This is a genomic window from Catenovulum maritimum, from assembly GCF_001050375.1.
GTDB lineage: Bacteria > Pseudomonadota > Gammaproteobacteria > Enterobacterales > Alteromonadaceae > Catenovulum > Catenovulum maritimum.
Window position 1 is genome coordinate 92407 of the sequence record NZ_KQ130488.1, and the last position, 15120, is coordinate 107526.

Here is a 15120-nt window from a genome sequence, read left to right on the forward strand (position 1 = left end):
ATATGTCAGATATTAAAAATATTATCGAAACTGCATTTGAAACACGTGCAGAGATCACACCAGCTAACGTAACTGCTGAAGTTAAAAGTGCAGTTGAAGAAGCGGTTGCATTATTAGATAGCGGTAAAGCGCGTGTTGCTGAGAAAATTTCAGGTGAGTGGGTTGTTCACCAATGGCTTAAAAAAGCCGTTTTATTATCTTTCCGTATTCGTGACAATGCCCCGATTGATGGTGGCGAAACTCAATACTACGATAAAGTAGACATGAAATATGCAGACTACACTGCAGAACAATTCAAAGCTGAAGGTGTTCGTGTTGTTCCTCCTGCCGCAGTTAGAAAAGGTTCATTTATTGCGCCTAATACTGTATTAATGCCATCTTACGTTAACATTGGTGCATACGTAGATGAAGGTTCTATGGTAGATACATGGGCGACTGTTGGTTCATGTGCACAAATTGGTAAAAACGTACACCTTTCTGGTGGTGTTGGCATAGGCGGCGTTTTAGAGCCATTACAAGCTAACCCAACTATCATCGAAGACAACTGTTTCATCGGCGCTCGTTCTGAGATCGTTGAAGGTGTTGTGGTTGAAGAAGGTGCTGTTATTTCAATGGGTGTTTACATAGGCCAAAGCACTAAGATTTTTGACCGCGAAACAGGTGAAGTAACATACGGTCGTGTACCAGCTGGATCTGTTGTTGTTTCTGGTTCATTACCTTCTAAATGCGGCACTTATAGCTTATACGCAGCTGTCATTGTGAAAAAAGTAGACGCTAAAACACGCTCTAAAGTTGGTATTAACGGTTTGTTACGTAATATCGACTAATTAGCAGTCATGTTTACCCATAAAAAAACCGAACTTTGAGTTCGGTTTTTTTATGCTTTATCGCAATTCATATCATATCAAACCAATCTGGTTTAAATCATTAGACACGAACAAACTTCCGTTTTTTATGGATAATTTTAGTCGGTCCCCAATCTTCTACTGAAGTGAAACTCACATCCCCCATCACAATTTGCGTCTTACTAAATAGATTTTTAGAGGTTTCAATATAAACAGCATTCTGTTGAGTTTCGATTCTTTTAGCCAATTGCTCATAAGCATGACTGAACTTTCTTAACTCTTTATCTTGTTGCTTATAAGATTTTATTGTTTGCTCAATCAGGTCTGCTTTATTTTGATTTTCGTTTTCTGTGTCTTCACGTAAATGTTGCCAAGCTAGCTTGATTTCTTCTAATACTTCAATTTTAGCTTGCTTGTGTTTAGCTAAAAGTGCTTTACGAGCTAGCTGATCTTTTAAGGCCAAAAATAGTTCAATTCTAGTATTAGTGGATGCTATAGCACCTAAAGATGCGCATTTAACCCCTTGCTCAACTTGATATAAACCACCAACAATCTTACCGCCTAAGGCCTTTTCACTACCGCCCAAAATTGAATTAGCCTTAATCCTCGAGTGAAGAATCTGGCCATAAAACTGAACTTGATTACCACATTCAATATTTACGCTTTGTATATACTTAGCAGAAATGTCACCGGAAACCTTAATATTACAATGAAAATCGGCAGTTGCTAAATCGGCATCATCATCTACTTTTCTGCCGATAATCCCTTTCATAACCGTTAAGTCACCTTGTATCTCTAAGTTGGCATTTTCGACAAAGCCCACAACTGTTACATTGCCTGAAGCTTTAAGTTTCATCCCTTCCGCAACATCACCGTTTACTATCACGCCACCTTCAAAATCTATATGGCCGCTCTTTACATCAACGCCTTTTAATTCAAGTACATTATCAACTCTAGCGCCATTCTTCATTTCATAAGGCAGACCCGGAATATCAGCAATCAATAAATTTTCATCGTCAGGAGATATGACTGTGCCTTGCCCTATGTCGAAATCAACTTTTGCGCCCGGTTTTGGCTTAACTGCATCGCCTTTAACGTTATAGCCTGGCTTACCTAGGGTAGGCGGGTGGCGTTTAACTAATACATCTCCTGGTTTAACTGATATAAGCTCTCCGAGATCTCTCATGTCAACCTTGCCATTTTCTAGCGCTTGGGGTTCTAGCACTCTCTCTCTAGCCGATTTAGAAAGCATTTCAAAATAGCTATCAACGCCATTTTCGGGCTCTTTACCATGCGCAATAGTCTGATTAACGACTTCTCCCGGAGCAACTTTCTCAAGATCTTTTATTAAGGATGAAATGGCTGCCTGATCTAAACCCATAGTGACACCAGCTTGAGCACAACATTTTGCTATTTGATTTGGTTTGGGGAGCGCACCTCCATAAGGGGCTGTAACTTCGGCATTAGCTGACATCATATCAGTGGCAACAATAATTTTAACTTTCGCAGGGCGTCTTTCCGCAATAGCAAATTTTACTTCGGCATCCTGCTTTTTTTGAACTAGGTTCTGACATGCTAAAGCGACAGCTTTTTTAGCTTCCGCTTCCATATAAAGGAATTGATTGAAATCAGATTCATGCCAAGCTTCAAACAATAAGGCATCTGTTGGTGCTACTTCATCTTCGCAGTTTATAGAAACATTTAATTTATTGGATGTCTCATCGAACTCAAAGAAAAACTGCGCCATAATACAACTAACCTTATAATTTTTATTGATTTTATAGTAACTTAAACAGTGGCATTCTGATCATTAAAGTTTATTACGACCCTGTTGTCTATAATTGTTTAACAAAACTTTAAATTCGCTACTTGAGCGATCCATTGCTGTCTCAGGAAAAAATATATCATACCCTGAAAATTCTCGAAACTGTTTCATTCGATGAGCGAACATTGCTCTTAATCCCGTGTATGTTTCTTGTTCCGATTTATAAGAGTTTAATATGAACGAACCATAGTCATCATCAAACTTTTTATCTGAATGCCTTAAGTAATATTCAAAGATTGCCTTCTGTTCCACCATTAAATGAGATATTAACCTTAAACTTATACTGGTTAATAATAGCTCTGGCTGTTTAAGTTTAATCCCCACATACGCCATTTCAGTTTGGTTTAAGCCGACCGATTTAGGCACACCAACCAAACTAATATTGTCCCAACTGATAAAAATATAGCCAAAACGATTCTGGTAATACAAGCCATCAACTTTTAACACAAAGCTAAATTCTGGCTCACTAGATTTGAAATAACCTAAGATCATCCCTGTGATAGATGCCATTATCAAAAAGATTATCTGGATTTGATACATTTCAACCCAAGCTAATTTAATGATAAACAATGCGACAAAACAGATAAAGCTAATCACAAATATACTGCGGCCATTTGCAGCTGTCGATGCTTTAATAAATATTTGGTTTTCTTTCATTTATCCTACTTCAGCAAATTTAGGTAAATATATATATATAAAAAACCAAAACATAGCTAAAGCCCAAAGAATAATAATTCGCCACCTTCGGCAGCGAGGACAATCCGGCCAAAATATTTTTTTTAATAATTTTTTCATGACATAAAAAAAGGAGGCCTAGCCTCCTTCCTTGAAAGTAAATCAAGATTCAAACAAACGTATTAATTACGAATGCTTTGTAAGTTTGAAATAAGCTCTTCACTCAGACCGTGATTTCTTGAAGCGCCATCCATAGAATCTTTAGTGCTATTAACTAAAGTATCCATATTTGAGCGAATCTCTTCAGTACTAGAAAGCTGTAAACGGATTTGATCCATCATATTTTCCATTGAGTGAGCACTTTCTTTAGCCACTCTAACTAAAGAGCCAAGTTGATCAGTTGTTACATCTGCTATTTCAACACTGGTTTCAATTAATCCCTGAACTTCTTTTTGCTTAGTAATTATGGAACTTGAAATATCCATAATTTTTTTCATTTCAGTTTGAATTTGATCTGCTGACTGATTGGCTGTATTCGCAAGCGATCTAACTTCATCAGCAACAACCGCAAAGCCTCGACCATGTTCACCCGCCCTTGCAGCCTCAATAGCGGCGTTAAGTGCAAGTAAGTTAGTTTGTTCAGCAATACCTTTTATCGATTCAACTAAATGGTCGATGTTCTTACTGTTTTCATCTAAGTTAGATAATAAAGTTGTAAACTCTGAGATGTAGTGCGCTGAGCTTTTAATATTTTCAACTAACTTACTTAGCTGTTCAATACAATCTTCACTCGTACTTGATGTTTCAGAAGCCGATTCATATGAACTTTTAGAAATATTTTCTATTTCCATCGATTGCTCAATAAAGTTTTTCACTAAATCGTAGCTACGCTCAATCATATCCAGACCATCTGCACTGGTACGATTTACTGTATATGCATTATCTTTAATCTGCTCAGCAATTTGATAAGCATCACTAGAAAGAAGTTTATCCAATATAGCTGCTTTTTTTTCTAATTCATTTAAATCAACTTGATCTACAAGAGTTTTGCCGATTGGAATACTAGGTTTTAGAAAACTTAGCATAAAGTATCATTCCTTCTTATCTAATTATTGAACAATTATTTTTATTTTGGTTAGGATGCGTAACTAAGGCGCTTACTGCCTTCAACTTGAACCAAATCTGTCATTTAACAATGATATGGACTAACTATAGAAAAAAACATTGTCATTTACCAACTTAAAACGAGTTTTTAAATATTATTTTTTACCTAGGCTATGTTTAGCTTTGTTTATAAATTGAGCTCAGTGAAAAAATAACACAAAGAGTAACACGCTCTAAATGTTTTAACGGCTAAAAAATTAATTACTTTAGTAAAAACAAGAAGGTGTCAGCTTTGTTAAACTAAAAACCTTTATTGTACCAAAATTGTGCTGGCAAATAGTGGTTACAATTGTAGCTTTGCCTATAAAAGCAAGTCGATCGTAATCAGCTGCTAGGTAAAACCTATAATACAGATGATTATCCATTAAAACGTATTGAATTTAGAGCACTTTTAACAAAAAATATGATAAATTTCTTTCTTAACATAGAGCCTAGAATTAGATAAGCAGGTATAAATCCGAGTTAATGATTCCATAACTCAGATTTTTTAAAAACTGGCTTTCAAACAATTTCGCTCTCAATACCCATAATTCTAAAAATAAAAAGAGCCTAGCATGAAAAAACTGTTTGCGATTGTATTACTACTTACTTTCAGCGTTTTAATCGCCCCCAAATTTATTGGCCAATATAGGCACGAGGCTTTAACAACTTATTTAAAACAACTTGATGCTATGCCTGGTTATTCAGCTAAACTAGTCAAATATCAACCTGGCTGGTTTACTTCCGTAGGTATTATATTAATCAAAGCAGACGTATCTGGCGTATTCAGCCAAAATAGCCAAGCAGAAAAACATATTATTGAGCGAATTCTAAACCAAGGACTTGTGTTAGATATCAGTGTGCAGCATGGTCCTGTGGTGATATCCCCAGACTTTAATCTGGCATTAAATAGCTTTCAAATTGGTTTAAACCAGCAGCAGAAATGGGTCAGTGAAATCCAATCTAAATTGCAATTAGATTATTTATTGATATCAAAATTTCAAACCAGCTTAGCTGGTAATTTAGCAAACCAATTTTATATCCCCTCTTTCACCCTACAAAATAGTGACCAAAGCATCGTATTTGGTGGTGTAAGTATTTTTACTCAAATGTCGAATGCGAATACTCAATATCAAACTCATGGGGTTATCAATAAAAGTACAGCTATCTCACCTATCGTTACTTTTGAAGCTGAACCAATACAAATCAATGCCGAGGGGCAAATTAGCGACTCGTTACTATTTAGCTATGGCGATGCTAGTTTTATTTTTCCTAAACTAAGTATGACAGGGAAAAAACAATTCGAATTAACCAATTTTGTTTTAAGTACCCAAGTAGCAAAGCAAAATGACAATGATTTAAGCATAGGTTACAAAATCAGCTTAGATAGTTTCTCTAGTTCTGAATCACCAATCAAACTAAAAAATACTGAGTTTGCAATAACCATAGATAGCCTAAATGAGTCAGGTTTAATTCAACTGTATCAATTAAACCAAAACGCTTCTAAATTGCCTGAGCATGAGCACAGGCAGGAAATTGTAAGATTACTCACGGAATTGATTCAACATAAGCCTAAAATCAATCTACATAAGTTAAATTTTGCTTTGGATGAAGTGAATTATTTAACCTCAAATGCAACCGCATACTTTAATGACAAATTTAGCCAAGCGCCCAAGTTTAATAGCCAAGCCGCTCTAAGATCGGCTCTAATTATTGAGTTTAATACCCAATTTACTGAAAATTTAGTGCAGCAAATCATCACCCAAAATATGGCTCATACCGGAGAGAAAAATCAAATTCCAGCAGCAGACATAACCGCCTTGCAAGCACAGCAGGTACAAAGCATTAGCCAAATGCTAGCTCAGTACATTGAACAAAAGCTACTAACAAAAACTGAAGCAGGCTACCAAACTCAAGGTTTATTCAAAGACAACCAGTTAACGCTCAATAATCAACCACTCGCTTTAGGTCGATAATCCAAGATGATTTTCGCTTATTTACAACTTGTTCGAGCCCCTGCTGGATTAACTGCAGTCTCAAATATTCTTGCAGCGGCCACTATTGCATCTGCGGGACTATTCAGTCACCAACTTGGGTATCTAATCATAGCGAGTCTATTATTATATTTTGCGGGCATGGGTTTAAATGATTGCTTAGATTATAAAGAAGATTTAAAAGAAGGTTCGAACAGGCCCATAGTCAAAGGAAAGCTATCGTTAAAAAATGCATGGTTTTTTAGCTTAAGCTTAATGGTTTTAGGTAATTTTGTTGCTTTTCAGTCCAGTTTAATTTCTGGTTACTTAGCGCTTGCGTTGTCGGCTTCCATCTTAATTTATAATGGACTAATCAAAGAAGGTTTAATGGGTTCTTTCTGCATGGCGAGTTGCAGATATCTAAATTGGTTGCTTGGCGCCAGTTTTGTTGGTCTAAGCTATGCGAATTTATCTATTGGTCTGCCTATATTTTTCTATATCGCTGCGCTGACCTTTTTGAGCAAACAAGAATCATCAGGAAAAAATAAGAATGCTGTATATGGCACAGCCCTACTTTTAAGTTTAACTTTAATCAGCTTGATAGGCTTAATCTGCTATAAATTTAACTTAAATCATACTGAGTTAGTCATAGCTGCAATTATTTTATGCATTGCCAGCAGTTTAATTGGACATAAACTGATTAAGGTGTTTAAAGATTTCACCCCTGCTAATATTCAAAAAATGATTTCTTGGATGATAATAGGAGTCATCCCTTTAGATGCGATCATGCTTGGACTTTCTGGCCATTATGTAATGGGTTTAATTGTTTTAGCCTTACTGCCACCGTGTCGGATATTAAATAAATATTTAGCCGTGACTTAACCTTATGATGAATACTTTACTAGACGAAATAACTCAGCAATTAACCAGTGAACAAGCTGCCTGGCTAACAAAAAGTTTAAAACAACTAGCGACAACAGATGATATAGAAAACGATTTATTAGATTTGTCTGTTGTAGTCAAACGTAAATTTAATCAAGACTTGACCACAGCTAATGAAAGTTTTGCACTTTATTCAGCAGATGAAATCATTCGCTTTATCCTGTTAAAAACAGCATTTGATGCAGCTCACCAACAACAACTAGAAGTTAAATCATTAGCTCGTGCATATTACCTAGCTGGCGATGAAAGTGAAAAATGTACGTTGCTAAAAAGCTTTAATTTACTCGACCCTCAAGGTTCGGCTGTTAATGTTGCTATCAACTCAGCACGATGTAATAGCTTAATTGAGTTTTCCTCAATTGCACTCAACAACGCTTACCCAAGTTTACATTTTCCAGAACTCAATTTTGACCAGCTTGTTTTAAAATCTTTATTTTTAGGCTTAGACATCTCAAAAACAGTTGGCTTATCTACTCGGTTAAATCCTAAGCTATCCAATATGTGTTTTTCATATGTTATTGAGCAAGCGCTCGCAGAACGAGTGCCACCTGCTTCAATTTGGTTAGCCATTCAACCAGAAGATTTAACTGACGACTTAGCGCAATCATTAGAACAATATCTAAGTTACTTTTATCAAGATACAGCTCATCAGCTAGCAGTTAATTGTTATATAAAATCACATAATTTAAACCTAACTTTGTCATAAATATTAAAATTTATAACTAATGTACAACTTAATTATAATGTTTTTTTGCTATTATTAGTCGATTAAACGCCTTAAGTAGGAAATAACAATGAAATACTTTGATCCACATATCCATATGTTGTCTCGCACAACTGATGATTACCAAAATATGGCAGAAGCAGGCATTATTGGCGTAATCGAACCCGCATTTTGGTTAGGCCAGCCCCGAACTCAAGTAGGATCATTTATTGATTATTTTGATACCCTAATTGGCTGGGAGCATTTTAGAGCATCACAATTTGGCATTATGCACTTTTGTACCATGGGATTAAATCCCAAAGAATCTAACGACGTTGACCTAGCAGAAGCTGTAATGAAGATTTTGCCTAGGTACTGCCAAAAAGATAACGTTGTTGGCGTCGGTGAAATTGGTTATGACGATATTACTCCAGAAGAAGACAGGTTCTTATTAGAGCAATTGGAAATAGCAAAAAACTTAAACTTGCCGGTTTTAGTACACACCCCACACAGAGATAAAGTCAGCGGTACTAAGCGAACAATTGATGCGATTAGAGATAGTGGTATTGCCGAGGAAATGGTATTGATTGATCATCTAAACGAACAAACCTTACCACTGGTTTTAGAAACTGACTGCTGGCGTGGGCATAGTATTTACCCAAATACAAAAATGTCTGAGCCGAGAATGGTAAAATTACTGCAAGAATACGGCACTGAAAAAATGGTGATCAATAGCGCTGCGGATTGGGGTATAAGCGATCCACTTAAAGTGCCAAAAACAGCACAAGCCATGCTTGAATCAGGCTTTTCAGAGGCCGAAGTTGAAAAGGTGACCTTTAATAATCCGATTAACTTTTTTGCACAAAGTGGTCGAATTTCTATCGATATGGTTAAAAAGCCTTTAATAGATCAAACCAAAACGTACAATGAAAACAAAGTATTACGTGGTCAAGATCCAATCATTGAAAGCTAAATGAAAACCGAATTCTACAGCGCCAACCAGTTAACTTATTGTAGTAATGTGCATCCAGGGGAATCACTGGATGCCGTCATTGACAATATACAAACTAAGTTTGTAAAGGTTAAAAACGCGAGACAATTGTCGAGCATGCACTCTGGGCTTTGGCTCGCCAATAAAGCAGCAAAATCCTTAATCGATGAACCGGATAAACTCAGTCTATTTCAGCAAGTTTTGAAACATAATGGTGTAGAGCTTACCAGTTTAAATGGTTTTCCTTTTGGTGACTTTCATCAAGCTGTCGTTAAAAATAAAGTTTACTTGCCTGATTGGTCAGAAACCAGTCGCCTCGATTACAGCAAAAATTTAGCTAAAATATTGGCGCTATGTATGCCGAAAGCGCAATTAAAAGGCGCAATATCGACCCTACCCTTTGGTTATGCGTCACTTTGGAATACCCGTAAACAAGCAAAAGCAACAGAGCAATTAATAGAGCTAATTAAATACCTGATTGAGTTAGAAGAAAAAACGGGTAAACAAATTCAATTTGGCATCGAAATGGAGCCTGATTGCGTATTTGAAAAAACATCTCAACTAGTCGATTATTTTAAACACGATTTACTGCCTGCTGCCGCAATAGCTGGCTATAGTAAGCATCAAGTATTGCGCTATATAGGCTGTTGTTATGATACTTGCCATCAGGCTGTGTTGAATGAAGATATATTGATTTCGCTCGAGCAAATTAGTCAACTGGGGATCGAGATTGTTAAAATTCAAATATCAAATGCAGTTGCAGCAGATATTAAAAATACTGAACAAATTGAACAGCTCAATCAATTATTTTCTGATCCTAAGTTTTTACACCAAACAAAAATTACCTCTAAAGCGTCGCCACAAGAAAGCTCAACCGCACTAGCAGATTTATCAAAATCTGAATTAGAACAATTTTTACAACAAAATCAGAACCAAGCTTTCTCCGCTCGAATTCATTACCACATACCGATAAATCAAGATTCATTCCCATATGGCTTTATCTCAAGCACACAAGATGCGATAAAACAGTGTTTAAGCTTTTTAGTCAATAACCCAGATTGCAGGCCATTTTTAGAAGTAGAAACTTATACCTGGCTAAATTTTATTGATGCTAGCATCAAGCTAGATACTCAATTGATTTCAGGCCTAACGCAAGAATTAACTTGGCTAGAAAATACTTTGTCTGAACTCAAATTATTAAAATAACAAGCGAAAAAAATTATGACAAAACCCTTAATCGTCATTGATGTAGTTGCTCTCAGCCCTTACATGCTGGGTGAAAATACCCCAAACATAAACAAGTTACTTGATAAAGGATATCAATCAAACGCGCTCGAAGCTGTTTTTCCTGCGGTAACCACCACAGCGCAAAGCGCTATGTTGACAGGTAAACAGGCCAATGAACACGGGATTGTTGGTAATGGTTGGTATTTTAAAGACTTAGCAGAAGTCGGGTTCTGGAAACAAGCGAACCAACTGGTTAAAGCGGATAAAATTTGGCATAAATTAAAATCCACTATACCCAAGTTTAAAGTGTCTAAATTATTTTGGTGGTACAACATGTACGCAGATGTCGACTACAGCATCACACCTAGACCACATTATCTAGCAGATGGCGGTAAAATATTTGACCTTTACTCAAGTCCAACTGGCTTACATCAAGGGATAGAAGACAAAATAGGAAAATTTCCATTTTTCAATTTTTGGGGACCTAAAGCTGGAATTGGCGCTAGCCAATGGATAGCCAAAGCGGCAATTGAAGAATTTAAACAAAATAAACCCAATTTACAGTTTATTTACTTGCCCCACTTAGATTACTGCTTACAAAAATTTGGTCCTGATCACGAATCAATCGCAGCTGAGATCCAAGCCATAGACAAAGTATTAGGAGATATTTTTGCCAGCGTAACGGATGAAAGCGCAGATTTTATGTTAGTTTCTGAATACGGAATAACCCAAGTAGATCAGTGTATCGACATCAATAAAATATTAAGAAAACAAGGTTATATCCAAGTTAGGAAAACAAATCAGTTTGAAAACTTAGATTGTGGCGCCTCTGCTGCATTTGCCGTAGCAGATCATCAATGCGCTCATATATACGTCAATGACAAATCTAAACTCGACGAGATAAAGCAGTTATTAATTGAAACGCCAGGCATAGAAAGCGTGTTGGATAAAGACCAACAAAGTCAGCTAAATATAAACCATGAAAGAAGTGGAGACTTAGTCGCCATTAGCCAAGCCAACGCTTGGTTTAGCTATTATTACTGGTTGGATGACGCAAATGCGCCTGATTTTGCCAGAACGGTGGATATTCACAGAAAACCCGGATATGACCCGCTAGAAATGTTTATTGACCCCAAAATAAAATTCCCTTTACTCGCGGTAGTTTGGCGTCTATTAAAGAAAAAATTAGGATTCAGGTATCTAATGGATATCATCCCTTTAGATACTCATTTAATTAAAGGGAGCCATGGCAGAATTACCGACAACCCTAACCAAGGTCCAATATTAATTGCTAAAACTGAATTAGTTAAAGACTCAACTCAGTTTAAAATGACTGATGTTTTTAATTTAATTCAAAAACACTTTAAATAACCTTCCACACACATTTACCTCCTAAATTAGCTATCTCAGATAGTTAATTGGGAGGGGAATTCTAAAAAAACTTTCCAAATACCTATGCATACGTATGCAATAATTTACAGTTAAATTAAGTTAATTTAATTAACATAATTTAACCTAATTAGAACACCCCATTTTAAATCAATCACTTAAAATAAAAACGACCAATATAGTTGTAAAAATAATGTAATGAATTTTCGTTGAATACGTATGCAAGCAGTTGTCGTTATTTACAATCCGCTATTAGTATTTAGTCAAAGGTAATCAGTAAACGCTTCATTGAGTAGTTAAAGCCAAGCTGAACAAAATTCAAAAACATATAATTTTTTATGGCATGAGGTCAGACAAATGAAACAATTTAAACCAAGTATTCTTACTTTAGCACTCGCGACGACAGGATTATTTTCCGGTTACAACTATGCGGCTGATCAAGGTTTAGACGAAGAAGTCGAAACGATTAAAATTACTGGCCTTCGTGGTGCATTAATGCGAGCTCAGGTAACTAAGATGGAGAGTACCTCTGTTGTCGAAGTGATCTCAGCTGAAGATATAGGTAAATTACCAGATAGCTCTATTGCCGAGTCTCTTTCTCGTCTACCTGGTATGGCAGGTGAAAGGAGAGATGGTCGTACAAGTGGTATTTCAGTACGAGGCTTCAGAGAAGATTACTCAGGGTCAACTATGAATGGCCGTGAATTATTAGGCATGGGTGATAACCGCGGCGTTGAATTCGATTTATATCCATCTGAGATAATGAGTGGTGTAACTGTATACAAATCTCCAGAAGCAAAATTAACAACACAAGGTGTTGCTGGTACAGTTGATCTACAAACGGCTAAACCTCTAACCTCTGATGAATATTTTGCTATTAATATGAACTTAGAGCAGAACGGTATGAAATCAGGTAACCCTGACTTCGATGATAATGGCCATCGTCTCGCTGTTAGCTTTTCACAAAAATTTGCTGATGACACTATTGGCGTTGCTGTTGCTTATGCAACGACTGAGTCTCCTAGCCAAGAAGAGCAGTTCCGAGGCTGGGGCTACGCTGATGTAGGTTTAGAAGATAAAGATGAAGATGGTAACGTGACAAAAGACCATGTTTATGACGCGATAACAAACCCAGCTGGCACAATCCGCCTCGAAAATGGCCTGACAAAGGATGACTTAGCTGGCGCTAAAATATTAGGCGGACATGATTCATATGTTAGATCAGCTCTACTTGAACGCGATACGCTTGCAGCTGTCGTTCAATTCAAACCTAGCGACGATTTAACAATCAGCCTAGATGCATTGAAAATTGATTTTTCTGATACTCAAGTAAAACGAGGGTTTGAAGAAGGTGGAGCTGAATGGGGTACAGGTAAGCATTATACCATCTCATCTGTCGAGAAAGGACTGGTCACAGCTGGCAGAGCTGGTGATAGCAATAATGCATTTAAAACTGTCGTCAGAAACGACTCATATGCAAAAACGGCAGATTTGACCGCTTTTGGTGCCAATATTAAATATCAATTAAATGAAGATTGGAAATTAGAATTAGATCTTTCTAGCAGTGAAGTTGATAAAAAAATTATAGACATAGAAAGCTATTCAGGCGTTGGCCGTTCGAGACATAAAGATCAAGGTGCTGGCATGATCCGTGGTTTCGAAATGACATCGACTGGGGTGATGTATAACCAACCAACTGGAGTAACTAACCCAGACCTATCAGACACAGCTGTAGTTAAACTAGCAGGACCGCAATCTTGGGGTGGTGGAATGCAAGGCTTCGCTGATAGATTCCCTGAAAATACGACTCAAGCTAAAAATTCAGATGCGCCAATTACCTATGCAGAAGCTCAAGATGGTTTTGTTAACGAACCCGTTTTCCACGAAGAAATGGACGCGTTAAAGTTTAATGCGACAGGCCTAGTCGAATTAGGTCCTATTACTAAACTACATACTGGTATCCGATACAGTGATAGAAGTAAATCAAAAGACAATAGAGGTGCATTTTTAACCTCTACAGCTTGGCCTGACCAGGGTCAAATTCCAGAAGAGTATATTGTTGGGCAAACAAGTTTAGGCTTTTTAGGTTTAGGCAACATGGTTGCGTATGACAGCTTAGCTATGTTCGATAATAATGAGTACACAAAAGGTGATGCCGCTCTTTTTGAAACGGGTCGAAAAGGTGATTCATATACTGTATCTGAAGAAATGACTCAAATATATCTACAAGCAGATATAGAAGCCGAAATTGGTTCTATTTATGTTAGAGGTAATATGGGTGTTCAATATGTCGACACGACTCAGTCATCAAGTGGTTTCTTCGCTCAAATTGGTGAGGGAAGCTTGGTTAATGCAGCAGAAACATCGGAAGAGCTTAGCTATTCAACCGTATTACCTAGTTTATCTTTAAACTTCGAGTTAATGGATGACCATATTTTAAGAACTGCAGTTGCTAAAACGCAAACTAGGCCACGAATTGATGATATGAAAGCCGGTGGGAAAGTTGATTTTTCTTTTAATCCAGGTCGAGTAGCAAGTACAACTATTGATAACAGTCCATGGAGTGCAGACAGTGGTAACCCATTCCTAAAACCACTTGAAGCAAACCAATTTGATTTAGCATATGACTGGTATTTTGCTGAAGATGGATTTATGTCTGCTGCATTTTTCTATAAAGACATAACAAACTGGCATTATCAAGCAAGTTTACCTCGTGACTTTAGTGATGCTTACATTGCAAGCTATCATAAAACAGAAGATGACCAAGGAAATGTAATTACACCTGGTACTTTCATGGGTATTTCGTCGGCAAAAATTGACGGACTAGAAGGCTTTGTTAGAGGTTACGAATTCCAAGTAACACTACCACTGAATTTAGTCGCTGACAGCTTAGATGGATTCGGTGTTATGTTTAGTGCGGCCTTTAATGATGGAAATCTAAATACATTCGAAGGTGTTAAGCTAGATGAGACATTAGAAATACCAGGCTTATCGGATGAAACCTACTCACTTGTTGGTTACTATGAATCTGGTGGATTACAAATTCGTATCGCAGGTACTAAACGTGACGAATTTTTAACCGAAGATAGAGGTTTAAGCCTAGCTCTAGAACCTTCTACTGATAATGGTAGTACTCTGTGGGATGCACAAATTGGCTACGACTTTGGTAAAGGTGGTTTTAATTCCCTTGAAGGCTTAACAGTTTCACTTCAAGCGCAAAATATAACAGATGAAGATCAAGTTAAATTTGCCAACGGTGATCCTCGACAAATCGTTAAGCACCAATCGTTTGGTTCAAACTACTTATTAGGATTAAATTACAAATTCTAATACCATTCTCTTACCTTCTAGGTTAGCAATTTTAAGGCTCTATTGATTTAATCAATAGAGCCTTTCTCCTTTTATGA

The 15120-nt window shown here is 36.9% G+C and carries 11 protein-coding genes; 8 read left to right on the forward strand and 3 right to left on the reverse strand.

Annotation, left to right across the window (positions count from 1 at the left end; all coding sequences use genetic code 11):
* The first annotated feature begins 2 nt into the window (after positions 1–2).
* A complete protein-coding gene (gene dapD, locus XM47_RS08835) occupies positions 3–827 on the forward strand; it encodes a 2,3,4,5-tetrahydropyridine-2,6-dicarboxylate N-succinyltransferase (RefSeq protein ID WP_048691723.1) in 825 nt (274 codons plus the stop codon).
* Between the two features lie 100 nt (positions 828–927).
* On the opposite strand, the gene XM47_RS08840 is transcribed toward dapD, so the two are convergent.
* The 3 genes from XM47_RS08840 to XM47_RS08850 all read right to left on the reverse strand — a co-directional run bounded on the left by XM47_RS08840 (position 928) and on the right by XM47_RS08850 (position 4430).
* Positions 928–2592 (reverse strand): DUF342 domain-containing protein, encoded by a 1665-nt coding sequence (locus XM47_RS08840; protein WP_048691725.1) that lies wholly within the window; start codon positions 2590–2592, stop codon positions 928–930.
* Between the two features lie 63 nt (positions 2593–2655).
* A complete protein-coding gene (locus tag XM47_RS08845; protein WP_048691727.1) occupies positions 2656–3327 on the reverse strand; it encodes a DUF2982 domain-containing protein in 672 nt (223 codons plus the stop codon).
* Between the two features lie 200 nt (positions 3328–3527).
* Positions 3528–4430 (reverse strand): methyl-accepting chemotaxis protein, encoded by a 903-nt coding sequence (locus tag XM47_RS08850; protein ID WP_048691729.1) that lies wholly within the window; start codon positions 4428–4430, stop codon positions 3528–3530.
* A gap of 633 nt (positions 4431–5063) precedes the next feature.
* On the opposite strand from XM47_RS08850, the gene XM47_RS08855 reads away from it, so the two are divergent.
* From XM47_RS08855 to XM47_RS08885, 7 genes are all read left to right on the forward strand, one after another.
* Positions 5064–6464 carry a DUF945 family protein gene (locus XM47_RS08855; protein WP_048691731.1) on the forward strand — a complete coding sequence of 467 codons (1401 nt, stop codon included), beginning with the start codon at positions 5064–5066 and terminating at the stop codon, positions 6462–6464.
* A gap of 6 nt (positions 6465–6470) precedes the next feature.
* A complete protein-coding gene (locus XM47_RS08860; RefSeq protein ID WP_048691733.1) occupies positions 6471–7343 on the forward strand; it encodes a UbiA family prenyltransferase in 873 nt (290 codons plus the stop codon).
* A gap of 4 nt (positions 7344–7347) precedes the next feature.
* Positions 7348–8109, forward strand: coding sequence for an EboA domain-containing protein (locus XM47_RS08865; protein ID WP_077066518.1), 762 nt, complete (start codon positions 7348–7350; stop codon positions 8107–8109).
* An 88-nt stretch (positions 8110–8197) separates the two neighbouring features.
* Positions 8198–9079 carry a TatD family hydrolase gene (locus XM47_RS08870; RefSeq protein ID WP_048691735.1) on the forward strand — a complete coding sequence of 294 codons (882 nt, stop codon included), beginning with the start codon at positions 8198–8200 and terminating at the stop codon, positions 9077–9079.
* Positions 9080–10303 carry a metabolite traffic protein EboE gene (eboE, locus tag XM47_RS08875; protein WP_048691737.1) on the forward strand — a complete coding sequence of 408 codons (1224 nt, stop codon included), beginning with the start codon at positions 9080–9082 and terminating at the stop codon, positions 10301–10303. It abuts the gene before it with no gap.
* 15 nt (positions 10304–10318) lie between these two features.
* Entirely contained in the window at positions 10319–11695 is a 1377-nt protein-coding gene (locus XM47_RS08880) for an alkaline phosphatase family protein (RefSeq protein ID WP_048691739.1), read from the forward strand.
* Between the two features lie 375 nt (positions 11696–12070).
* Positions 12071–15043 carry a TonB-dependent receptor gene (locus XM47_RS08885; RefSeq protein ID WP_048691741.1) on the forward strand — a complete coding sequence of 991 codons (2973 nt, stop codon included), beginning with the start codon at positions 12071–12073 and terminating at the stop codon, positions 15041–15043.
* The last annotated feature ends 77 nt before the right edge of the window (positions 15044–15120 follow it).